The 24,040-nt window shown below is 50.5% G+C and carries 20 protein-coding genes; 5 read left to right on the top strand and 15 right to left on the bottom strand.

The window, feature by feature from the left end; translation table 11 throughout:
* Nucleotides 1-25: 25 nt before the first annotated feature.
* From EL645_RS07185 to EL645_RS07135, 11 genes are all read right to left on the bottom strand, one after another.
* The gene (locus EL645_RS07185) at nt 26-1,234 is read right to left on the bottom strand and encodes a protein kinase domain-containing protein (protein ID WP_126549384.1); all 1,209 of its coding nucleotides are present in this window, start codon (nt 1,232-1,234) and stop codon (nt 26-28) included.
* Nucleotides 1,235-1,581: 347 nt separating this feature from the next.
* The gene (locus tag EL645_RS07180) at nt 1,582-2,532 is read right to left on the bottom strand and encodes a ribose-phosphate diphosphokinase (RefSeq protein WP_126549383.1); all 951 of its coding nucleotides are present in this window, start codon (nt 2,530-2,532) and stop codon (nt 1,582-1,584) included.
* 124 nt (nt 2,533-2,656) lie between these two features.
* Nucleotides 2,657-4,504 (bottom strand): S9 family peptidase, encoded by a 1,848-nt coding sequence (locus tag EL645_RS07175; protein ID WP_126549382.1) that lies wholly within the window; start codon nt 4,502-4,504, stop codon nt 2,657-2,659.
* Nucleotides 4,505-5,083: 579 nt separating this feature from the next.
* Complete coding sequence (locus tag EL645_RS07170; protein WP_126549381.1) at nt 5,084-5,929, bottom strand: DUF4352 domain-containing protein; 846 nt, start codon at nt 5,927-5,929, stop codon at nt 5,084-5,086.
* Between the two features lie 309 nt (nt 5,930-6,238).
* Nucleotides 6,239-7,360 (bottom strand): glycosyltransferase family 4 protein, encoded by a 1,122-nt coding sequence (locus tag EL645_RS07165; protein ID WP_126549380.1) that lies wholly within the window; start codon nt 7,358-7,360, stop codon nt 6,239-6,241.
* A gap of 12 nt (nt 7,361-7,372) precedes the next feature.
* The gene (locus EL645_RS07160; protein WP_161977191.1) at nt 7,373-7,942 is read right to left on the bottom strand and encodes a glycosyltransferase family 4 protein; all 570 of its coding nucleotides are present in this window, start codon (nt 7,940-7,942) and stop codon (nt 7,373-7,375) included.
* Nucleotides 7,935-8,528: a glycosyltransferase gene (locus EL645_RS07155; protein WP_126549378.1), complete on the bottom strand. Its 594-nt coding sequence runs from the start codon at nt 8,526-8,528 to the stop codon at nt 7,935-7,937. Before EL645_RS07155 ends, EL645_RS07160 begins: the two co-directional genes overlap by 8 nt.
* Nucleotides 8,525-9,691 carry a glycosyltransferase family 4 protein gene (locus EL645_RS07150; protein WP_126549377.1) on the bottom strand — a complete coding sequence of 389 codons (1,167 nt, stop codon included), beginning with the start codon at nt 9,689-9,691 and terminating at the stop codon, nt 8,525-8,527. The genes EL645_RS07155 and EL645_RS07150 overlap by 4 nt, the downstream gene beginning before the upstream one ends.
* 31 nt (nt 9,692-9,722) lie before the next feature.
* On the bottom strand, nt 9,723-10,064 hold the full coding sequence (locus EL645_RS07145) for a histidine triad nucleotide-binding protein (protein ID WP_126549376.1): 342 nt from the start codon (nt 10,062-10,064) through the stop codon (nt 9,723-9,725).
* 96 nt (nt 10,065-10,160) lie between these two features.
* Nucleotides 10,161-11,357: a hypothetical protein gene (locus EL645_RS07140; protein ID WP_136625180.1), complete on the bottom strand. Its 1,197-nt coding sequence runs from the start codon at nt 11,355-11,357 to the stop codon at nt 10,161-10,163.
* 163 nt (nt 11,358-11,520) lie between these two features.
* Entirely contained in the window at nt 11,521-14,673 is a 3,153-nt protein-coding gene (locus EL645_RS07135) for a helicase C-terminal domain-containing protein (RefSeq protein ID WP_161977190.1), read from the bottom strand.
* Between the two features lie 536 nt (nt 14,674-15,209).
* On the opposite strand from EL645_RS07135, the gene EL645_RS07130 reads away from it, so the two are divergent.
* Together EL645_RS07130 and EL645_RS07125 are read left to right on the top strand one after the other, a co-directional pair.
* Complete coding sequence (locus EL645_RS07130) at nt 15,210-16,025, top strand: NUDIX hydrolase (RefSeq protein ID WP_218031775.1); 816 nt, start codon at nt 15,210-15,212, stop codon at nt 16,023-16,025.
* Nucleotides 16,026-16,058: 33 nt separating this feature from the next.
* Nucleotides 16,059-16,793, top strand: a complete 735-nt coding sequence (locus EL645_RS07125) for a cysteine hydrolase family protein (protein WP_126549373.1) — start codon at nt 16,059-16,061, stop codon at nt 16,791-16,793.
* 73 nt (nt 16,794-16,866) lie between these two features.
* Here the strand turns inward: EL645_RS07125 and EL645_RS39140 are convergent, their stop codons facing one another.
* Genes EL645_RS39140 through EL645_RS07115 form a run of 3 tightly spaced genes read right to left on the bottom strand, consistent with a single transcriptional unit; the run spans nt 16,867 to nt 18,210 of the window.
* Nucleotides 16,867-17,037 carry a hypothetical protein gene (locus EL645_RS39140; RefSeq protein ID WP_161977189.1) on the bottom strand — a complete coding sequence of 57 codons (171 nt, stop codon included), beginning with the start codon at nt 17,035-17,037 and terminating at the stop codon, nt 16,867-16,869.
* On the bottom strand, nt 17,034-17,465 hold the full coding sequence (locus EL645_RS07120; RefSeq protein WP_126549372.1) for a hypothetical protein: 432 nt from the start codon (nt 17,463-17,465) through the stop codon (nt 17,034-17,036). Before EL645_RS07120 ends, EL645_RS39140 begins: the two co-directional genes overlap by 4 nt.
* Nucleotides 17,452-18,210, bottom strand: coding sequence for an HAD family hydrolase (locus EL645_RS07115; RefSeq protein ID WP_126549371.1), 759 nt, complete (start codon nt 18,208-18,210; stop codon nt 17,452-17,454). The genes EL645_RS07120 and EL645_RS07115 overlap by 14 nt, the downstream gene beginning before the upstream one ends.
* Before the next feature lie 1,017 nt (nt 18,211-19,227).
* Here EL645_RS07115 and EL645_RS07110 point away from each other — a divergent pair.
* Genes EL645_RS07110 through EL645_RS07100 form a run of 3 tightly spaced genes read left to right on the top strand, consistent with a single transcriptional unit; the run spans nt 19,228 to nt 22,268 of the window.
* Nucleotides 19,228-20,364, top strand: coding sequence for an ABC transporter substrate-binding protein (locus EL645_RS07110; protein ID WP_218031774.1), 1,137 nt, complete (start codon nt 19,228-19,230; stop codon nt 20,362-20,364).
* Nucleotides 20,365-20,387: 23 nt separating this feature from the next.
* Nucleotides 20,388-21,323 carry a carbohydrate ABC transporter permease gene (locus EL645_RS07105; protein WP_126549370.1) on the top strand — a complete coding sequence of 312 codons (936 nt, stop codon included), beginning with the start codon at nt 20,388-20,390 and terminating at the stop codon, nt 21,321-21,323.
* 48 nt (nt 21,324-21,371) lie between these two features.
* On the top strand, nt 21,372-22,268 hold the full coding sequence (locus tag EL645_RS07100; protein WP_126549369.1) for a carbohydrate ABC transporter permease: 897 nt from the start codon (nt 21,372-21,374) through the stop codon (nt 22,266-22,268).
* Nucleotides 22,269-22,459: 191 nt separating this feature from the next.
* Here the strand turns inward: EL645_RS07100 and prfA are convergent, their stop codons facing one another.
* On the bottom strand, nt 22,460-23,539 hold the full coding sequence (prfA, locus tag EL645_RS07095; RefSeq protein WP_126554069.1) for a peptide chain release factor 1: 1,080 nt from the start codon (nt 23,537-23,539) through the stop codon (nt 22,460-22,462).
* Nucleotides 23,540-24,040: the final 501 nt, after the last annotated feature.

Raw genomic sequence — 24,040 nt, 5'->3', positions numbered from 1 at the left:
TAATATTCTAATCACTGGCCTAGAATTAACGCAATTCGAAACGTACCTCGACGCTCCCAAAGCGTAGAATGTCACCATCTTTAAGGGTACGTTCCTCGTGTGGTGTCAAGGTCACTCCGTTTAAGCGAGTCTTATTCAGGGCATTCAGGTCCTCGACTGTATAGGTCCCTTGCTGATTGCGCAGGTATGCATGCCGTCGTCCGACCGTTTTATCCGCCAGATTAATCTCAGGGTAGATACCCAGGGTTGGATCTTGTCGACCAACGACCAGTTTATCACCATTTAGAGGAATGATATGCCCACTAGAGATTACGATGATGCGTGCCTCCTTCGCTGGCGGCGGGACTGGTGTCCTACTGGCTCCTCGCTTCCCCTCATCCGCCTGGGGTGTGGGTGGTGGCAGAACCTGCGTCAGCTGCTCAAGGGCGGCATTAAAATCCTGGGGGGTCGCAAAGCGATCGGCCGGTGATTTCGCCAGCGCCTTTTGCATAAATGCATCCATCTCCAATGGCAAATCGGGTCGCAAACGACAGATCGACGGCACCTTATCATTCATATGTTTGATCACAATGTCAACGGCCGTATCACCCTCATAGGGTGGACGACCCGTCAGCATCTCAAACAACACCGTAGCCACCGAATAAAGATCAGAACGGGTATCCGCTGAACGCCCACTTTCAGCCTGCTCTGGCGAAATATAGTAGGCAGTGCCCATAAATACATTCGACTGCGTCAGTGTAACAGTGTCCCGACCACGGGCCAGGCCAAAGTCAGTAATTTTAACTATATCCTTACTATTAATGAGTATATTTTGTGGCTTGATATCTCTATGCACTACACCTTGTTTATACGCGGCATCCAGTCCTTCTGTAATCTGGCGTGCATAGTTAATGGCACGCAGAGGTTCCATTGGACCCTGATTAATCATGTAGTACTTAAGGCTTTGCCCATCAATATAATCCATCACTATATAGTGCATGTTATTATCGTTCCCGTAATCAAAGATCCTCACAACATGTGAGTCGCTAAGATTCAAGAGAATATGGGCCTCTCTCTGGAAACGAGCTAGCAGTTCGCCGTCGCCGGACAGTTCTAGATGCATGACCTTGAGCGCGTAGATCCGATTGTCTCCAAGGTCGCGTACAACATAGACGGTAGCAAAACTGCCCCGCCCACGTTCATCGATCAGCTTATAGCGACCTTTGATGACACGACCTATCATGTCACCATTCATGGCGTGAACTCCTCTAATAATAGGCTACTGTTAGCGGCTACATTATACACCATCCATTCGCTTGTGTCATGATACTCGCTGTGCTGCTTAGCAGTTGCTTGCTTATAATTTGCAGCGTTCAGGCAAAACAAAGCGCATGATGTGCTCTTCTCTCTATAATGAAGAACGGCAGGCACCCGCAACTCCTCACTGTAGTGGCTATGGTGTACTAGTAAAATGATCACAGGCTGGCCGCGCCCAGAGCTGATTGGACATGCGCTGTCCGGTTTGCCAGCGCGAGAGTTCTTATGACTCTTTACAGTAAACGTTGCAGCTAGTGTTCGTTGGTTAATGAACTTTATCCAATCTTACACGCCTTTAAACATTTCGCTAATGCTCTCCCTATTATGGATACGTTTAATGGCCTCACCAAAGAGCGGTGCCACCGAGACAACCTCTATTTTGGCCGTAAACTCCACCGGATGATTTTCGACCGTATCGGTAATAAAGAGACGCTTGATGGGGCTATGTTCAATCTGCTCAATAGCGTGTCCGGTCAGGACACCGTGGGTGACGGCGGCATAGACCTCACGAGCACCCTGTTCAATTAAGAGCTTGGAGACACTGACCAGGGTACCACCGGACGTGGTGAAATCGTCGACCACGATCGCGGTTTTATCGCGCACATCGCCGATAATTTCCATCACGATCGCCTTTTCATCGTGGGCCAGGCGCTCTTTATAAGCGATCGCAATCGGCGTTCCCAGGTGGAGCGCATAGCGGCGTGCCTGTTTGGCGAAACCCACATCGGGCGAAACAATGATCGGATTGGTGAGATTCATAGCCTTAATGCGATTGCACAACACCGGTAAGGCATAGAGATTATCCACAGGTCTATGGAAGAAGCCTTGAATCTGTGGCGCATGTAGATCCATTGTAACCACGCGATCGGCCCCGGCGACCTCAATCGCATCAGCACAGACGCGGCCACGGATCGAGACGCGCGGCTCATCTTTTTTGTCGCCCTTGCCATAACTAAAATAGGGGATAATGACCGTAACCGATTCGGCCCCGGCCCTTTTGAAGGCATCAATCCAAAACAGCAATTCCATGAACGTATCATTGGTCGGAAAAATAGTAGATTGTACGACATAGACACGGCGTCCACGGACATTCTCCTGAATGCGTACAAAGGTATTGCCATCAGAAAAGTGCAGTGTTTCGTTTTTGCCTTGTGGAAGGTGTAAATATTCACAAATGCGGGCCGTCAGTTGAGGGCTGCCACTGCCCGCAAAGATCAACATTGGGTCATCGTTCATAACTAATTCCCTTGTTTGGACCTGTAAGAGTACATCCGTCGAGATGCGGATGTTCCACATTCTCTAACGGATGGGCTCTCAGGTAGGTGACACAGAGGTACCTCTGTGTCATGTTATGTCATGACTACTCTTCGTAGCGGCCACCTAGATTATGGGCCAGGAATTTTTCCGCGGCCGCATAGAATTTTATGCGATTCTCGGGTTTGGCGAAACCATGTCCCTCATCGGGGAAGAGCATATACTCATGGTCAATACCCTTGTTCTTCATCGCTTCCACGATCTGCTCAGACTCGGCCTGCTTGACACGAGGATCATTGGCACCCTGGGCGATCAACATTGGAATTTTGATATTGTCGACTGCGAACAGTGGTGAGCGTGACTTCAAGAATTCTTCCTCGGTGTCGGCATTGCCAACGCGCTTCTGGAATGAGGCCAGGGCGGTTGACCAGTAAGGAGGAATGGTCTTGATCAAGGTGATCAAGTTGCTCGGGCCAACGATATCGACGGCACAGGCAAACAGATCAGGTGTGAAGGTCGCTCCAACCAGGGCCGCGTAACCGCCATAAGAGCCACCGTAGATCGCCACTTTTTTAGGATCAGCGAAGCCTTGCTTGATAGCCCACTCGACACCATCCACCAGATCATAATGCATCTTGCGGCCCCACTCTTTATCCCCGGCATTCAGATGCTCTTTACCGTAGCCTGTCGAACCACGATAATTGATCTGCAGACAGGCATAGCCGCGATTGGCCAGCCACTGGGCCTCAGGATTCAAGCCCCAGCTATCGCGTGCCCAGGGTCCACCATGAACATTGACAACCATGGGGAGATTGCTCTGCTGCTCCCCGACTGGCAGTGTCAGGTAACCATGGATCGTCAGGCCATCGCGGGCCGTATAGGTGATCGGCTGCATATGCGCCAGTGTATACTCGTTGAGGTCTGGTCGATTTACAAACAGAAAATCCGCGCTCTGGCTCTTGCGATGGTACGCATAATAAGGGATCGGACCATTATCGGGCACAAAAGCGACGATCCAGGTTTCATCGGCGTTATCGCGGTTAATAATTGAGAAGTCGCCGGCATGGATATCGCGAATGCGATCGAAGTCCAGTTGAATGGAATCATCCAGAATTTGCCACTCAACGCGATCCTTATTGAAGGCCACGGCTTGAATCTCATAGGTATCGGGATGCACCATTACATCGCCGACATCATACTGCGCATCTTCGGCAATAACGCTTTGCTCATTGGTGTTCAGATTCAGTTTGACCAGGCGGCCCGCATTGGCGGCGCGCGAATCTTGTAGATAGATCGACTCGCCATCCTTGCTGAAGAACAGGCCACCGCTGGTCAGCGCATCATCGGAGTCCCAGCCCAGAATGTGTCGCCACTCGGCCTGCTCTGAATCCCGTACTAGAAGATCCATACCACCATCGGGGCGAGCCGCCATCGCGCCACGTACTTTAAATTGCGTATCTACGATCCAGCCTGCGACATTGCCAGGATTTTTGGCGACCAATGTCAGCTCGCCACTGGCAAGATGCAGGTGATACACATCATGGACCTGCGGATTCTCCTTATTCATCGCGATCAACATTTCATCCGGAAAATGTTTATCTTGATCAACGGGCTGCACCTGGACATCTTCAAAGGGTGTCAGATCGCGCGTCTCCCGAGTCTCCAGGTTGGTCGCATAGAGCCGCCAGTTCTCATTGCCACCGACATCCTGTACATACAGGATATGTTTATTGTCGAAGGCCCAGAAATAAAAACGAATGCCGCGCTCCGTATCGTTAGTAACAGGATGCGACTCATCACTTCCAATATCGCCAACCCACACATTGAGCACATTGTTCACCGGGGCCAGGTACGCTATCCGTGTCCCATCCGGTGAGATACGAGGACTGGCCTTCTCTGGATTGCCAAACAATATACGGCGTGGAATCAGTTCTGTATTGTTTGAAACAGTCATTCAATTCCTCTCTTTTTCTTATCATAGCGAGGCAATAAATACCCGTAAGTTTCACACTTTTGGTGGCTTGTAAGGGTATATATGGGAGGGCCGTTTTTTGTGGGCCCTATAGTAAGAATATCATGCTACGTTCTGTTACTTCTACGTATGGTTGGAGGGGAAAGTTGAGATTATGTTGGCAGGGAGTGTTGTACTCCCTGCCAACATGGGAAGTGTGTTGTTCCTGTGCGGACGTGCGCTGGCGCGCCCGAAGCTTTTTTCTTTCTGTGGTTCAAACAGTGCGCCCGGCGCACTGTTTGAACCACAGAAAGAAAAAAGCTTCGGGCACTACAGGAGTGAAAGCTTATACGCGAAGGGTGTGGTGAAGATGGGGATGAGACACGTTCATAGAGAGAGATTGTTTTGTATGGAGATTGGCGGCAAATGTGTCAGGGCTTTTTACTGTTCGTCCAGAGAGCGCAGGGAGATTACGAGCAAGCGATACGATGTTCATTCTTTCGGGTTGAAAGTGTGTAGTGGGCGGCCGCAAGCCGCCCACTACACACTTTCAACCCGGCGCCGCAGGCGCCAAATATGCTATCAGGCTGAGAGATCCCAGCGAGCCTGGTCAGTGCCGATGAAATCGGGCGTGAACTGTAGCGTAAAGTTGTGCTGAGCTGTTGGTACTTCATAGACGATAAAGCCTGCCAGGGGAGAGTTAGCCGGGACCTTCCCGTCTGGGGTTGCGCCCGCATCGGGATAGATGGTCTCGTTATAGTTCTGCCCATTTTTATCCTGGAGCTTAAAGCAGAGCAGACTGCTGATGGGGAGTGTGTCTGTTGATGTATTCTTCAGGCTTACATGCACGATCAGATAGACATTGCCAGCTTTAGGTTTAAGCATGTCGTTACCATTGGAGGTCTTTACATCCAGTACCTGGGCGGTCCATTTGTCATTGACCTTTACCACATCACCCACCTTATTATTTCCCCCTGATGTGGGCTGTGAACTGGTTTGAGCGGTGGTAGCTTGTGGTGTGGCAGAGACATCAGTTTGTGTGCTTGTGCTGGGCGTAGTGGTGGTAGTAGTGCTTTTTGTGTTGTTCCCTATCATTACGGCAAGGCCGCCGATAACTCCACATAAGACAACGACGGCAATGATGATGCCAACAAAGATACCAACTTTAGATCTCTTTTTTGGTGGAACGGGTGGCTGTCCATAAGGCGGCTGGAAGCCAGGAGTATAGGGAGGCTGCTGATTATATGGATATTGTTGATTAAATTGGCCTGGCTGGCCAGGCTGATTATATTGGTTGGGCGGAAAGGGTTGACCGGGCTGATTATATTGATTGGGCGGAAAGGGCTGGCCGGGCTGATTATATTGATTGGGTGGAAATGGTTGATTAAATTGATCAGGGCGATTTTGCGGATTTGAATCATTTGGCATGTTTGGAAGTTCCCCTTTGAATATTTGAATATATAGAGGATATTAGTGTTTGGGTAGCATACTACAAACTCAACCATAATGCAAGTGTTTTGTTATGAATTGTTATATATTTGTTATGAGATAATCAGAAACAAAACAAACCATCGAAAGCAGCTTCTGTGCGTGTGGGGTTTGTTCTCTCTTGTAAACTCTATGCTTGAAAAAGCAAAATTAATCATGTTGTGCCGAGATTATGAAGATATAAAACGATTCATTGAGGAATTTTCGGGCGGGAAGGTTAAAAGCGGGGACAAGCCCCGCACGTACAGGTTATGGTTGCTTTTGCAGCATGGTGAGGTAGGCTTCATAGGTCTGGCGAGCGATCTGACCCTGGGTGTAGTTTTCGAGGACGCGTTGGCGACCGCGCTGCGCCAGGGTAGTATAAAGCTCGGGGCTCTCAAGTAGTTTCTGGACATTGGCACTTAAGTCCAGGGCATCGCCCTCCTTGAAGATCAGGCCAGCGTCCCCGATGACATAAGGAATTTCACCACTGCTGGAGCCAATGACAGGGGTCTCGCAGGACATAGATTCGGCGAGCACGCGGCCAAATTGTTCGATCCAGTTGGGTCGTGAGAGCGAGGGGAGCACGAACACATCCAGTTTTTCCATTTCTGCGGGCACCTGATCGCTAGGGACACCGGGTTTGAAGATGACGCGCTGACTGATACCCAGCCGTGCTGCCTGTGCTTCGAGTTGACTCTTCATTGGACCATGGCCGATAAAGACGACCTGGCAATATCCTGGCAGATGGGTCAGGGCCTCAAGCATCAACGGGAGACCTTTCTCCTCTTTGAGGCGACCAATGAAGCCCAGGGTAAAGGGAGCATTGGCCGCGCGCGGCTGACGTGGGGCGCTGCGTTTATAGATATCTGTATCAAAGCCAAACTGTGGAATAATGCGCACGGGTCCCTGGTAGCCCTTGCGGCGCAAGACTTCAGAGGCATCCCGGTTACCCGCGATGGCCAGGGAGGCGTGCTTATAATTGTACAGCTCAATCTGGCGGAAAGGAGGCGGATACTGGCGATAGAGGTTCTGCCAGGTGAAAAAGAGCGCACGCGCCTGCTGTTTCCGGGCCAGGTACATTGCCTGCAAGGTAGCCAGGTTATACGGTTCCTCATCGATATGCACGATATCGGGTTGGACCTCACGCATAATCTGACCCAGTTTGGGATAGTAGTGCCAGTGAAACTTACCATTAAACGCCATCGGAGTCACTATCATACGATAGCCCTCTGTATAGAGGCGTTCAAGCACCTGCTTACCACCATCATCGCGATGCCAGTAAGGAGGAGTCACCAATGTCAACTCAACATCGGGGCATTTAGCAATCTCTTCTAATTTGCGTTGCGAGGTCCCGGCGACCAGGGCCTTGGAAATCATCAATACACGCATCGTTAATCCTCTTTACTTTTTTTTACGTGCCAGTACCTCTTCATAGACGGCGAGGGTTTGTTGCGCGGCTTTATGCCAGTGGAAGCGTTTCGCCTGTTGCAACGAACGCGCACGTAGATCGGAGCGCAGCTCCTCATCAGTAAGGACGTGATACATGGCATCCACCAGGGCTTTTGTATCCTCAGGGTCAACGCTAATGGCCGCATCACCAACCACTTCAGGCAGCGAGGTACGATTTGAGCAGACCACCGGTGCTCCACAACTCATCGCTTCTAGCGGGTCGAGGCCGAATCCCTCATAGAGAGAAGGAAATACAAAGACACCGGCCCCACTATAGAGGGCAGGTTTATCCTCTTCCTCGATAAAGCGATAGATGATCTGGCCGCTCATACCCAGGTCAGCGGCCACAGGACGAGGATCGGGGAAGAGCGAGCCCTTATTTTTGTCTGGATTGCCCGCGATCAGTAATTGTAGATCAGGATCGCCAATCTGTGCATGCAGGCGAGCGAAGGCACGTACCAACTGAGGAACATTTTTGCGCTGATCCAGGCCACCCAGATAAAAGATATAGCGCTCACCCAATCCATAACGGGCGCGTGCGGCGGGCCAGAGTAGCGGGATCGGTCACTGGCTGATATTCGTCGCCAGCAGCCTCGTAGATGACCCGAATACGTTCAGCCGGCAACTTCAGCACATCGATGATATCCTGTCGAGCATGCTGGCTCGGCGCAATCACCATGCTGGCCCGGTGTGCCGAACGGGCAATTAATTTGGTATAGGCCTTAACCTTATTATTGGGCTGATAGGCAGGTAAGCGCATGGCAATCACATCATGGATGGTTACCACCGTGGGTGCGGGCGGAAATAGTGGTGGCGCGAAATGAGGTACATGAAAAAGGTCAACATGTTCCTGCCGTGCGGCCAATGGGCCCGTAAACTGCTCCCAGACCACCTTCTCAATATTCTCGCTCCTGGCAGCCAATGCTGGGACCGCATGGGCATGGTAAGGGTAGGCCTGTACTGGTAACTCTGCCAATGGGCGTGGTCCGAAGAGAACATATTCATTATGATCATCCACTTCAGCCAGAGCATTAAGCAGATGAGATAAATACTGGCCGCTACCGGTTGCCGGAAACTGAAAGAATTGCGCATTGACGCCGATTTTCATGATGATTTTGCCTCGTTTGCAAAGTTATTCTGCCCTGAATGCAATTGCTGATAGACATGTAGCATTTTCTGGGCGGATCGCTGCCAGGTATAGAGCTGTGCACGTTGATAGCCTTTCTGGCGTAGATCTGTGCGCAGCTGTTCGTCTTGCAGCAGACGCAGCATGGCGTGCGACAGTTCATCTATATTATGTGGATCAACCTGTAAAGCGGCATCGCCCACCACCTCGGGTAGTGATGATATATTCGAAGTGATTACCGGTGTCCCACAGGCCATGGCCTCCAGTGGAGGGATACCAAAGCCTTCAAAGAAGGAAGGAAAGGCGAATAGTTCGGCCATGCTATACAGGGTAATCAACTCATGCTCTGTGACGCGACCCAGGAAACGAACTTTACTCTCGATATGCAGATCGCGCACCAACTGCTGAGTCTCCTCATACAGCCAGCCAGCGCCTCCGGCAATGACGAGCAGCGCGGGTCCATCCTTCTCTTGTTGGGCCTGATAAAAGGCTTTAATGATGCCCTGATGGTTTTTGCGTGGCTCCTGCGTGCCAACGGCCAGCACAAAGGGCTGTTCCAGATGAAATTTATGGCGTGTCGCACCCAGTATGACTGGATCAGTAATACGACGGAAATATGGTTGAACGCCATTGGGGACTACCACCAGCTTTTCGCGCGGCGTCTGGAAATGTTCGATCAGGGTACGACTGACCTCATGAGAGACCGTCGCCACTGCATCGGCGCTAGCGATAGCCTGTGGTACCTTACGTAGATATTCCGCGAGCGCTGGCACAGCGTATTCAGGATGTTCCAGAAAAGCCAGATCGTGAATCGTAACCACTTTGCGCACCCGTTTCCCCAATGGCGGCAACACAAAATCGGGTCCATGATAAATATCGGCTGGACCAGAAAAGAGGGTGGCTGGTAGTGGGGCCCGTAGACGATACCAGAGAATGTTCAGATAGCGATCGGGGAGCCAAAGATTGCGCCCACGCACATTCTCGGCAATAGGAAATGGACGCCCCGAACTGGCGCGTCCACTGGTCAGCAAAGTATAGAAGTTCTCTTCATCCTGTGCAAGCATCGCAGCCACCAGGTTTCGCACATACACCCCAATGCCTGCGCCCTGTCGAACCGCCGCAGTATAGTCAATCGCAATACGCATCAGATTACCTTTGCCTTGGTAGAGCCTCTTTTTATCCTGGAGGCCAGGTCATATCGCGGCCACCCAGAAGGTGAAAGTGCAGATGGAAAACGCTTTGACCTGCGTGAGGGCCGACATTGGTAACAAAGCGGTAGCCCTGTTCCAGGCCCAGTTGATGTGCCACATTTTTGGCAGCCGTAAAAATACTGGCCAGGAGAGGACCATCCGCCGGAGTCAGCTCTGCCATAGAAGCGAGATGACGCCTTGGAATGAACAGAATATGCTCAGGGGCCTGAGGATTCAAATCCCGGAAAGCAAACACATCCTCATCTTGATAGACAACCGTGCTAGGGATCTGGCCGGCTGCAATTTTACAGAAAATACAATCGTCCATCGAAAACCTCAATAACCAGATGAATTATCGCCTAATTCATCTGGTTTGACTAGACAGAGTATCAAGAGGGTGACTTAAGTCCCGTAGTTGCCCGGCTTATTCTTGCGCGGGCGAACTGGCCTCGGGCTCTACGTGCACAACGGCTGTCTGCGTCTCAGCAGGTTCCGCAGCCGCAATAGCTGTAGGTGCCTCAGCGGCTTTTTCAGCGGCCGCTGCTTTCTTAGCCTGGGCACGTTTAATATGCTCAGCTAATTCTTCCTCATGATATTTAGGATCGTTATACTGAGGCAGATTAAGTTCGACGCGAATCGCCTTAATTGCCTGATAGACCGTACCTGGTTTTAAGTTCAGTTCGTCTGAGATCTTTTTATGTACTCCTACCGGAGGTACAGGCAGATATGGCTCATAGACCGACTTGATGCGCTCCAATTCCTCCTGGCTCCCTTTATAGGTCTGAATCTCCCACCAGCTAGGAATATGCTGACGATCGCGTAGATCCTTGATAATCTTTTTGACCGCCTTTTTAGGGATATCAAATTCTTTGGCGATCTGTGTACGGATGCCATCGAATTCCGAGGGTTGGGCCAGGACTGTATAGCGCTCCTCAACCTGTTGAATCTGCTCAGGTGTTGGCGTAAATGGCTCAGGTGGTGGTGTCTTTTCGCGTTTTGGCTTTGGAGCAGGAGCTGGTCTTGGTACCTTAGGCTTCTTGGCTCCTCTGGGACCGCCGGGGCCAGCATTTTTCGCCCAGGGTTTACCCGATCCACCACCGCGATTGGGGCCCCCTTCAGAGGGCCGGTGCGGCTGGGAGGGACGCTGCCCGGGTGAAGGAGCCAACGTAGCGCCATTGCTCACATGGTATGCAGCGGGACCACGGCCTGGACCATTGCTCCGTTGAGTATTGGTGTCGCGGGGTGCGGCGGTTGTTGGTCCAGATGAATACGAAGGGCGATTACCTCCTGGTCCGCTGGAGCGGTCTCGTTGTACAGGAGTGGATGGCAGCTTGGGGCGTTGTGGTGGTTGGTCGGGTTGACCCACCTTCACATCTGAAAGGCTATCGAGCCACTGGTTCGTTCCGCTTTGTGCCGGTTTCGGCTTGGGCGGAGGAGCCACCTGCCGTGGCGCTGCTGTAACGCCAGAGCCTGCAGCTTTATTAGACACGGGCGGCGCATTTTTGGCCGCCAACTTTTCTTTTCTAGCTTTTTGCGTGCAATCAGGGCAAGTTACTTCTCTAGCATTAGCCGACTGAAACCACTTGCCGCAGGTGCTACAACGCATCTTAGTTTTGCTCATGCGCGAACTCCCCTGTACCAATTAAATTTTTGATGTTTTATTATGAGTCGGAATGCACTTCTTATTCTATTCTCATTCGCTAGATCTGTCTACCCTAGATCTGTCGAGTTTCTTAACCTATGGAAGAAAGCGCGTTATAAACTCATCTATTGGCCAGGGGAGCTCATTGTGCAAAGAAGCGCTCAACGTCGCGGATACTAGAGGTACGGCGAGCGGGTGGCATCGCATTAAGCACCTGTTTGCCGTAGCCTTTGGTATGCAGGCGGGTATCCAGAATGGCCATTACGCCGCGATCCTCACGTGAGCGTAGCAGACGTCCAATGCCTTGTTTAAGGCGCAATACAGCCTGTGGAAGCACATAGGTCCCAAACCAGTTTTCACCGGCCGCCTTCATCTGGGCAACCCGTGCCTCATGGACCGGATCATCGGGAGGATCAAATGGGAGTTTATCAATCACGACCAGTGAGAGGGCCTCGCCGGCGATGTCGACCCCTTCCCAGAAGCTTTTGAGACCAAACAGGACCGAGCCCTCCTCTTCGCGGAAGCGACGGGTCAGTTCCAGTCGGGTCATGTCACCCTGTCTGAGCAATGGATAGGGTAGGTGGGGGGCCATCAATTCGTAAGCTCGATCCAGCATACGTTTGCTAGAAAAAAGTAAAAAGGCGCGTCCACGCGAGAGCTTAACCAGCCGGTACATCTCACGGGCGATATCCACCATATAGTCATCGGCCCCGGCGCCAAAGGTTGGTGGAGGCAGATGGCGTGGTAGATAGAGCAGCGCATTACTCTCATAATCAAAAGTCAGAGGCAGCACATTTTCTATGACATCGGTACGCTCCACAGGGTCCAGGCCAATGCGGCGTCGGAAATAAGAGAAATTAGGTCCCTTTTGCTCTGGTTTAGCGGGATTGGGTCCAATCGTAGCCAGGGTAGCCGAAGTGCTGATCACGTTGCATTTATTAAAGAGCCGCTCCTGTAGCCAGGCCGTCACATCTAATGGGGCGGCGGAGGCCTGAAGCACAAAGCCCCGCGAGACCGAGCCCTCCATGCGCTCAACATAATAAACAAACTTACTTTGATCGGCAACCGAGAAAACGGTGCGGACATTCTCAGCCAGGTTCTGGGTACGTTTTAGCAGCTTATCATAGAGCTGACCCTCTTTCTCTGGCAGATCTTTGGGACGTTGCTTACGCAGAGAATCGGCCAGATCAGAGATAGTCGTAGCCAGGCGCAGGCCTTCTTCCAGTGGCGTTTCCAGATTGGTGCGACCCTTAAAACCAGGATTGGCTACCTGTTCCAGGCGTAACCACATTAACTGGGCGGCTCGCATCACATCATCCTGCAGCGTGAGCTGGCTATGGTCTTTCAGCATGCGCTGGGCCAGTAAGGTCTGGATCTGGGCTGGATTGATTGTAATTGTAAAGGAGCGCGTGGCCTCTTCTTCTAAATGATGGGCCTCATCCAGCACAATCACATCGCGCTCAGGCAGCAAGAAGCCGCCGATGGCCGCGTCCAGCAAGAGCAGGGTATGATTAACTACAATCACCTGGGCGCGCTCCGCGCGTTCACGCATCTGGCGCACATAGCACTCATCAAAGAAATTACACTTGGACCAGGCGCACTGATCGCTATCCGTAGCGATACGCGAACGCACATCGCCAGCCAGCTGAAAGCCCAGGGTCTCAAAATCCCCCGTCATCTGGTAGCCAGTCTCAGGATCGTTGATCATATCGTAGAGGCGCTGGAAATCACGATTCTTGGTAAAGAACTGCATGCCGACGCGCTCATTCTCCACGCGGTCCAGACAGATATAGTTGCTTACACCTTTAACCAGGGCGGCCTCAAAATGTTTGATATGTTTCTGTACAAAAGGGATATCCTTGTAGAAGAGCTGTTCTTGCAAGGCTTTATTGGCGGTACTGATGATCGCTACCTGGCCAGAACGCACTACCGGGACCAGGTAAGCCAGAGACTTACCAGTTCCCGTAGCAGCCTCAATAATAGCCGGAACATTTTGATTGATGGCCCGTGAAACCAGGGTTGCCATCTCAATCTGAGCGGGCCGCTCCTCATAGCCGGGCAGACGTTGTGAGAGCACTCCACCCTGGCGTAGATCTTCTGAAACCATCGTAACCAGGCGCGAATCACGTATAGGGGTAGCCTCTTCGGCCTCGTCCAACGTCTCCAAACTCTGCAAATCCTCTGGCGAAAAAGCGGCGGGCCGTGATCCATTCGTCTGCTCGGGCATTGTTGCCGCTGTTTGCTGCTTACGCTGTGCCAGCCAGCTTGAAAGCTCCTCCTGCCGCTCATCAGTAACAATATTCGCCGTTTGCGCCTCAGTGATAGCAGGTTCTACAGGAAGCGCTGGCGTGCGCTGGATACTGGTATGCAGGGAAGGGGTGGCAACTGTGGATGTGGCCTCTAGCGTAGCTTTCTGCGTGTTCTGAAGTGTTGGTGTAGTGGGAACCACTGGTGATGTGACAATCTGCCGCACCACTGGCGTTTTGACTGGCAACCCCATCAAGGCACTTAAATAGGCATCTGCAAAGGCCTGTGCATGGGGAAAACGTTGCGAGGGATCAACCGATAGGGCCTGCAGCAAGACCTGTTCAAGCGCATTTGAAATCTTCTTGTTCAGACTTGATGGTTTGGGGAAAGTCTCGTGCTGCTGCTGCTGTAAAAGTTGGGCACGTTCGCTAGCCTGGTAAGGGCGCCGACCACACAGCCACTCATAGGTCATGGCGGCCAGAGCATACTGATCACTGCTGGCGCTCGTCTGCCCCTGCAACTGTTCAGGGGCCATATATGGCAGGGCCGCCTCATCATTATCTAGCGAGGGCGTGAAGCCGGGAGGGGTCAGCGCAAAACTGGTCAGGAGCATCTCATGGCGCTCGCTCATCAAGATAGCACCGGGATGCAGATTGCCATGAACAACATGGTTGACATGGGCATAATGTAAAGCACTGGCGATAGGAGAGACATACTGGCGGACCTCATCTGGTGCCAGGCAAGCCCCCATCGTCAGCAACTGGTTCAGTGGTTTCCCGGCTGGCTGTTCCAACACCAGGTAGGCACTATCGCCATCAAAATTCGCATCCAGGATCGCTACAATAGCGCGATCTTTAAGTTTCTTTAATTGTTTCGTGCGAGCTAAAAAGGCTTTTTTATCGTCAGCATCAGAGAAAGGAATATTGAGCCTTTGAATAATTACATTTTTCTTGCGGTATTTGCCAAGATAAAAATTGCTCGTAGAACTCTCGCGCAGCAGTCCAGTAATGGGGTACGTACCGATCTGCTGAAGCTCTACCTCTGCCATGTTCTGCCTCTCCAAAATTCTTGAACACATGTTTCGTTTATACGGTGCAGTATAGCACAGGGATAGTTCTGGGACAATCTACTCCTACTCCACCGACTTTTGCGGCATGCTTTTATGGCGTATTTTTAATAGCTCAGGGCTTTTTTATGTTCGTCTAGAGAGCGCAGGGAGATCACGAGCAAGCGATACGATGTCCATTCTTTCAGGTGTGGAGTGTGTGGCCGCGACTGCCCACCACACACTCCACACTCCCAACCCGGCGCCGCAGGTGCCAAAGTGGAAAATTAAACAGCCCTGTTAATAGCTTGACAGGGGTAGCGATGTAGGGTATAAATGGTGTATAATGTACACTAAGTAAAGGAGGGGGAAAAGAAGGCAATTTTACAAATCACAAATCACAAATCACAAATTGCGTTCTATATTAAGAATAATATACCCTCTAGCACCTGAACTTGTCGAGTGGTGGTATGTGTGAAACGTAACGGACAAGAAATACTTCAGCAGTTGTGTGGTGACACAAAGAAGGCAAAAAAAACATGGAAGAGCAAAGCGAAGCAATGGGGAGTGGTACCAATGGTCTGCAAGGTTTACGAGAGATGACACAAGAGCGGCAGCAGCATAATGCGGGGTCATCATCTGAGCCAGAAACACATCAGTATGATGTGAACAAATATGAGCGTCCATCGGTGACTGTTGATGTGTTGATGATGAGTTTACGGCAACGCGATCTTCAAATTTTGCTTATCAAGCGGCGCTCATGGCCATATGAGGACATGTGGGCAATTCCTGGTGGTTTCATCAATATGAATGAGTCCCTGGAGGCGGCCGCCAAACGTGAGTTGCAGGAAGAAACCGGCGTACAGGATGTCTATCTGGAGCAACTCTATACGTTTGGTGATCCCGGTCGCGACCCACGCACGCGTGTAATTACCGTTGTGTATTTCGCTCTTCTGGACTCTGAGCGTCTCCAGGTGCGTGCCGCCAGCGATGCTGCCGATGTGGGCTGGTTCTCAGTTTATGAGTTGCCCCAACTGGCCTTTGACCATCAGGAAATTGTGGATTATGCGCTCAACCGCCTGCGCAACAAGCTTGAGTATACCACTATTGCTTTTAATCTGTTGCCAGAACAATTTACGCTGCGCGAGTTACAGCGTGTCTATGAAATCATCCTTCACAAGCGCCTGGACAAACGCAACTTTCGTAAAAAGATTCTATCCACCAACATCCTGGAGGACACAGGAGCCAAGAAAATGGAGGGACCCACCGTCCCGCGCGCCTGTATCGCTTCAATCCTGCCGCTGAACATAAACTATAAGGCAATCCTTTTAAGATCTGAATTCAATGGATACTGACTCGCTATTATTGTGTACAGGAGCAGAAATAATATGGCAACTCCGATCCAGGCAGAACAATTTTTGGCGCAGGCCAACCTCTTTTTGCAGGCCCTGCTTGACTGGGAGCAGCAGTTAAAAAGTGCTAGCTGGCAAGAACTGACCGAGGTGATCCAGCATGGGCGTGCGGCGCTATTCAGTGTAGATATGATCAATGGCTTCTGCCATGAAGGAGCCCTCTCAAGTCCACGGGTCGAAGGCATTATCCCGGCGGTGGTAGAGGTCTTTCAGGGAGCATATGCGGCGGGGATACGACAATTTATCCTGGCCCAGGACTGCCACACACCCGAGTCGGTTGAATTCGCCAATTTTCCGCCCCATTGCCAGAAAGGAACGGCCGAGGCCGATAATATCCCCGAACTGGCCCGGCTCCCATTTGCGGATCTCTACACCATTGTCCAAAAGAATTCTTTAAATGGTTTCCTTGGTACCGAACTGGGTAGCTGGCTGGAGCAGCATAAAGACTTGCAGGCAGCGATCATCGTTGGAGATTGTACCGACCTTTGTATCTACCAGATGGCTATGCACCTGAAGCTCTATGCTAACGCGCATAACCTGCCTTTGCGCGTCATTGTACCTGCGAACGCCGTCCAGACCTATGATACGCCGGTTGCCACGGCCCAACAACTGAGAATTTTACCCCATGATGGAGACGTGCTCAATCTTATGTCTCTGTATCATATGAGTCTAAACGGCATCGAAGTAGTTCGAAGTATACAAGCAGACTAGCGGCGAGCTGTGCAATAGGAAATTTGCGCCGGGGTCCAGCCAATATAATCGATACGCGTCCCAACCGGGGTCTCTAGCAAAGGACCCTCGTTGGGAGGGGGAGATTGCTGGTGGGATCCCAGAGCGCTGGCAGGCCTTCTTCACGTGTTAATCTTTCAGAGGAGACATTCACGGGATAGAGACGGCGCAGGCAGGCATCGAAGAGATAGCGTGGAAAATGTAATACTTCGCGGCGCCAGATCACATATGAATCTTCCTGGAATGTTGGTTCAGGTAGATCTTCATTGGTGTTACTGGCATGCAGAATCGATGCAAATTGATATGATTGCTGAGGGTAAGCGTGACCCGTTCGATATAGCGGCCAAGTGGATTTAATACTGCCAGGGTCTGTGTACTATGGTGCAAAAGATAGCGTATCCACGTTGGTGGATGTACTAAATATGTACCCCATTCCTGCGCAATAATCGTCTCACCGCGCTGCTCATGACGGCTATGCCAGACCTGGAAAATAGTCTTTTGCGTCTTAAAATCGCAGTGACACTCCTGCCAGGAAGGATAGCCACGACGCTGGATCTCCTGGCGAACGTAGCGAACCAGCAATGAAGTCGTGCCAGCCACGGCACCGACAACGGTGCCAGATATAATGAGTAAGCTCCCTTTATTTGTGCTCACCTTCAAATCGTTCAACCTCCAATATATCAAGTAGCTCTGTGAGTGAATGAACTAGTAGACAATCGAGTGTTTGTTCTGTTACCCGGTGTGCACGATCCAGCAATACCGGCGTAATGCCAACCGTCCGTGCGCCCAGCACATCATTTATATAAGAGTCACCGATGTGGATAGTGTAATCAGGAATCGCGTTAGCTCGTTGTAGCGCCAGATCGTACAGTGTTGGAGAAGGTTTGGCATGGCGTGTCGCGGCCGAAATTAAGACACAATCAAAGTAGCGCGTCAATTGCAACTGGCGCAAAATAGGGCCCAGTGAAATGCCCCAATCTGATATAACTCCCAGACTATAGCCGCGAGCATGGAGCGTCTCCAGTGTCTCATAGACATCAGGGTAGAGCTTCCAACTGGTATGCTTTTCAAATTCAGTATTGATGGTAGATGCAAGTTGATGGATACGTTCCTCATCATGCTCTTCTATAAATGGTCGTAGCAGATGTGTATAGTATTCAATCCAAAAGTTATCAATATCCTGATTATCGGCCCATGTATGGGGATGGGAGCGCACATGGCGAAAATAAAAGTCTTCAGCGGTTTCAATTTGTTCTTGAATCTGATCCAGCTGAATGTGGAGTGAGAGTTGTTGGCAGACCTGGTGACAGATCTCAGAGACTGAAGGATGGGGTTGGAGCAAGGTGAAACCTGCGTCAAAAAATACGGTGCGGATCGATTGTGGCTGTTCTAACTTCATGAAGCTTACCTATCTGAAGATCAAGCTGGATTCAGGGATGTTTTTTTACATCGTATATACCTGCACAATATGGGCAGTACAAGAAAGTCTAGCATGTACACTGTCTAATTGTCAAACCAGGTTTGTTTTAATCAGGGCTATTTAATGTTCCTCTTTGGCGCCTGCGGCGCCGGGTTAGGGGTGTGGAGTGTGTGATGGGCGGCTGCGGCCGCCCATCACACACTCCACACCTGAAAGATGTACATTCTCTGGACGAACATTAAATAGCCCTGTGTTTTAATCTCCGGTGGTGACGCCTACAGGCGTCACCACCAGAAAAAAGAGAGCTCGAGGGCACAGCCCCCGAACCCCCAGCCCCTTGCAGGTGGAATGTCCCATTTCCTAAGTGTGCAGACCGCTGCCCTTGCGCTACCCCCCTGTTAAGGGTATTTGCCGGGGAGGTGCAGGAGAGGAGTTTAGCCCCTCCCGCCTGAGGCGGGACTGGAAGAGGTGCCTGACCGCTTTCTCAAAGAAGAAAGCATCACCAAAGGGTTAAAAGACTGTGAATTGATTCTTTGCCTTTGAAGTATTTTAATTTGGCGCATTAAAGCTGAACTATATATCAAGATATATCTCGATATATCTTATTCTTATTCATCTAAAAAGTTCTTTCATAATTGTGACTCATAAGGATAATGCACATTAACATGAACATAAATCCTTGACAATGCGCATAAGTTGCAGTTATCTTTTTGTAATAGGCAATTTGTATACGACGAGTCCATGTATGAGTCTGGCTAATTCAATGTTGATTAGGCCGTCAGACTCGAACTCATCATATTGCTCTTAAGGAGGAGAGATGCCTAGAATTGAGTCGCCTGGTCGACGTTCCTTCCTCAAGGCCGCTGCAGGATTAGCTGTTGGAAGCTCTCTATTTCTCGGCGGTTGTGCGCCCGCATTTAATACGGGGCCAAGAAAACCCTTAACTTCTGGGCTTTTTCAGACACGCGTATCGCGTGGCAAAAGAAGGCCTGGGATATGTACAAAAAGCAGAAAAACCCCGATTTTGAGATCAACTGGTTGGTTTTCCCCTACACACAGATGCACGACCAGGTATTGATCACCTCACAAGCTGGTTCTGGTGGCCCTGATATCGCTGATATTGAGATCAGCCAATTCTCTCGCTATATCAAGGGAGATATTATTTTTGCCGAAATGACTTCCAAACTGCAACAGATGGGCGTGATGGATAAGCTATATCTACCCTCGGCCACTGATCCCTGGAGCTGGAAGGGGAAGATCTATGGTATCGGTAATGAGTTGAATACATGCCTGATGAGTTATCGTCACGATGTCTGGAGTAAGGCCGGCATCCAGGCACCTATTACGACCTGGGATGCTTTTGCCGAGGCCGGGCGAAAATTCCACACCGACACCAAGAATTACTTGCTCGATTTTCCTTTTAATGACTGGGGCTACTGGTGGATCATGACTTTGCAGGACAAGGGTGGCTTTTTCAATGATCAGGGTGTGCCCACACTGAATAGTGCCCCCAATGTAAAGGCACTGCAATATCAGAAAGATGCCATTAAGGAGGGTTGGGGTACGGTGCGCCCAATCGGGCAGGCATATAATACCGCTCTATCGCAGGGGAGTATTGCAACTTTGCTGGGACCTTCGTGGAACTTCAGTGGTTTTACAACTGAGAGCTTGCCTGAGACGAAAGGCAAATGGCACCTCCAGCCACTGCCTGCGTGGGATGCGGGCGGATCGCGTACCGCAACCTGGGGTGGTACAGGCGTGACTGTCCTGAAAACTTCGAGTAGTGTAGAGGAAGCGATGGATTTTGTGCTCTTTGAGCATACCACCACCGAAGCACTGCTCAATGATTTCCAGATCCGCCAGGTCTGGCCTACTTATCGACCGGCGTTGGATAATCCGGCCCTGTCTCAGCCCTTGCCTTTCTTTGATAATCAGAAGGTGGGGGATATCATCAAAGAGGTATCGCCAGAGATCAATAAGTGGTATAACTCGCCGTTCTGGCCAGAGACGACTGGTGCATGTGTAAACTACGGTATTACGCCGGCCATTCAGAAAACTGATGTTTCGGCGCAAGCGGCCCTGGATGAGGCACAGCGACAATCGCAGAGTGTCATTAGTTTTGAAACTGCCTGAGTTACACAGGGAGGTGTTTTACTATGGCTGTCACACAGACACAGGTAACGGCTCGTCCGCAGGCCCCACACGCGGGAAGTTGGTGGCGACGCAATCAACGTAGGCTGGCCCCATTTTTGTTTATTGCGCCCTTTTATATCATCTTCCTTGTCTTTGGCCTGTATCCCATTTTCTATTCTTTCTGGTTAAGCTTCTTCAAGGGTTTTGGCTTTGAGCAAAAGACCTTCTTTGGCCTGGGCAACTATATTCATATGTTTCATGACCCTCGCTATATCAATGCGGTCTGGGTCACTACACGCTTCGCCCTGTTTAGTATATTCATCCTGTCACCGCTAGCTTTGCTGGTCGCGCTGGCCATTAATTCCACCTTTGTACGTTGGAAAGGTCTCTACAAAACGGGTTTCTTTCTGCCCACAGTGACTTCGGCGGTGATCATTTCAGTCATTTTCTCACGCGTGCTGGATACCAATTATGGGCTGCTCAATGCTATGTTGGGCTGGTTTGGTATTCCCGCGATAGGCTGGTTGACGGATACCAATGTGGTATTGATCGCCTTTATGATCCTGGCTTTATGGAACTATATAGGCATTAATACCCTGTTCTGGCTGGCTGGCTTGAATAGCATCAATCGTGAACTTAACGAAGCGGCCTCTATTGATGGGGCCGGACGCCTGCAGAACTTTTTCTATGTGACGATGCCGCTATTGAGGCCGATCATGTTGCTGGTCACCATCCAGGCTTTGATTGGCTCCTACAACGTGTTTGCCGAGCCTTTTTTGTTGACCGGTGGTGGTCCATCCGATGCCTCACTCTTCATTTCGGTATATGTATACAACCAGGGCTTTGAGGCTTTTAACGTAGGCTATGCCAGCGCGATTGCCTACTCAATGACAGCTATCTTGCTCGTATTATCGCTTTTGAATATCAAACTCTTTGGTTTCAGAGGTGTGGGCGATTAAGTCAGGGACGTATTATTGGTCTAGTAAAGAAGAGAGGATAAAAGCATCATGGCTGATGTAAATCTCGCCACTTCAGAAGTAAGGCAACGCAGCGAAGCGAGGACACGCAGAAATAACTCTTACAAGACACGGTTTTATATTGGATCAACCATCGTCAATGCTATCTTGTTGATCCTGCTGGTTCTGACCGTGATTCCTTTCATTTATATGATTAGTAGTGCGTTCAAACCAAATTCCGAGATCTTTGGTACGCCCCTCACATTGATACCGGTGCATTTTACGCTGGTAAATATGCAGGCGCTACTGACAAACTTTCCGTTTGCACGCTGGGCCTTTAACACGGCAACGGTAGCGGTTTTAGGTACCATTACTTCACTGGTGCTGGGTTCGCTGGCCGGTTTTGCTTTTGCCAAATATGACTTTCCCTTTAAAAATGCCCTTTTCGCTATTCTGCTTGCTACCATGCTGATCCCTGGACAGGTAACGCTGGTGCCGCAATTTGAGGTGATCCGTTTCCTGCACTGGTTTAATACCTACCAGGCGCTGATTCTCCCAAGGGCGGTCAGTGCGTTTACCATCTTCCTGATGCGCCAATATACTTTGAGCGTGCCTGATGAATTGCTGGATGCGGCCAGGGTGGATGGAGCAACTGAATTCAGCATCTGGTGGCGTGTGGTTGTGCCGCTGGTACGTCCGGGTCTGGCGGTAGTAGCGATTCTCTCATTCACCGGGCTGTGGAACGACTATCTCTGGCCGCTGGTTGTAACTACCGATCCCAATATGTTTGTCATGAATCTGGGTATCTCATCGCTGGTCGGACCTTATGATTATCAGTATGGTATTCTGCTATCCGGTGCTGTGCTGGCTGCTCTGCCGCTGATTATCATCTTCTTCATCTTCCAGAAGCAATTCTTGCAAGGATTGACTGAAGGGGCTCTCAAGTAGAATATATATGAGGTCTGTTTCTCTTGCGTACGTGCGCTGACGCGCCAGAGATGCTTTTTATGTAGTTGTGGCCACTGTGCAGAGCACAGTGGCCACAACTACATAAAAAGCATCTCTGGACTTCAAAATAGATGTTTTGAAGTCCAGAGATGTCCTGACTGCGAGCACCTAAAGTTTTTTGAATTTTTGTTTTAGGACTGGAACATATTTTGGAGTTTGTCGGCCTGGTCGACGGCGATCAGGTTGTTGAGGAACTCTTCGATATCTCCGTTCATGACGCCGGGCAGGTTGTGGCGTGTCAGGCCGATACGATGGTCGGTCACGCGATCCTGTGGGAAGTTGTAAGTACGGATCTTCTCACTGCGATCACCGGTCTGAACCTGTGAGCGACGGTTCTTGCTCAGCTCTTCCTGCCGTTTGGCTTCCTCAAGGTCCCAGAGGCGCGCTTTCAGTACACCCAGGGCCTTGGTCTTATTCTTCAACTGCGATTTCTCATCCTGACAGGTAACCACCAGGTTGGTTGGCAGGTGAGTGATGCGTACCGCCGAGTCGGTCGTGTTTACGCTCTGTCCACCGTGTCCGGTTGAGCGATAGACATCGACGCGAATATCGGAATCTTTGATCTCAATATTGATATCATCGTCGGCCTCAGGCAACACAATAACTTTGGCGGTCGAGGTATGGATACGGCCGTTGGCCTCGGTGACCGGTACGCGCTGGACACGATGGGTGCCACCTTCGTACTTCATGCGGCTGTAGGCGCCTTTTCCTTTAACCACAAAAGTAATATCTTTAATGCCACCTTGCTCGGTATCATTGACGTCGAGCACCTCAATTTTCCAACGATGGTTATCGGCGTAGCGGGTATACATGCGATAGAGCTCACCGGCAAAGAGCGCTGCCTCATCACCACCAGCGCCGCCCTGGATAGTCACAATCGCATTCTTATCGTCCATAATATCTTTCGGCAATAAGGCGACCTTAACTTCTTCTAGCAACTGCTCTTTGTGGGATTTCAGGCGTTCGAGTTCCTCGTACGCCATATCGCGCATCTCGCCATCCTCGCTCTCATAGAGCTCCTGTGCCTCAGTGATCTGCTGGTCAGTATCTTTCAGTTCATTATATTTATGAACGACATCTTCCAGTTCAGCATGCTCGCGACCGTAGCGTTGTAGCAGTTCCAGATCATTAAGCACATCCTGTTGCGCCATCAACGAGTTTAGTTCTTCATAACGCTCAGATAAACTGGCAAGTTTACCCATAAAATCCATGCTATTTCCTCCCAATATCTCACGATCCGCCCGAAAACATACTTGCGTGTCCAGGATGATGAGCCAGGTCATCGTCATATAGCTGTAAACACAGAGGGGCGGACATACGAATGCGGTCTATATAAAGAATGTCTACGAATAGGTCTTCTGAATCAATGTAGTTTGCTGGTTGGTCCTCTCAAATAAAACACGAGCGCTCTGGCTCAGTGGAAGAGATGATTTGAGGTGTGCGGAGGCGTCGCTACCCGGCGGTTAGCAGGTAGCGTTCATTCGTCGCATGGCGTGTAGAACGCAAGGTGCATGCGTGAGACGTTATGAACGTCTGTATACTGATTGTAATGAATAGATATTGTAGCCTCACGCTTTCATTATACCATGTTTTCTATGAAGATGGGCAGGTCTCCTCTCATATTTACGCCGCTAGCCTGAAGGCCTTTCGGGATGCATGGTCACCCTTTGACGCCTATGGTTGGTCTATGCTAAAACATGGTGAGGGTTTCA

The organism is Dictyobacter kobayashii (assembly GCF_003967555.1).
GTDB lineage: Bacteria > Chloroflexota > Ktedonobacteria > Ktedonobacterales > Ktedonobacteraceae > Dictyobacter > Dictyobacter kobayashii.
The sequence above is the reverse complement of the archived record's forward strand: the minus strand, read 5'-3'. Positions and strand labels throughout refer to the sequence as shown.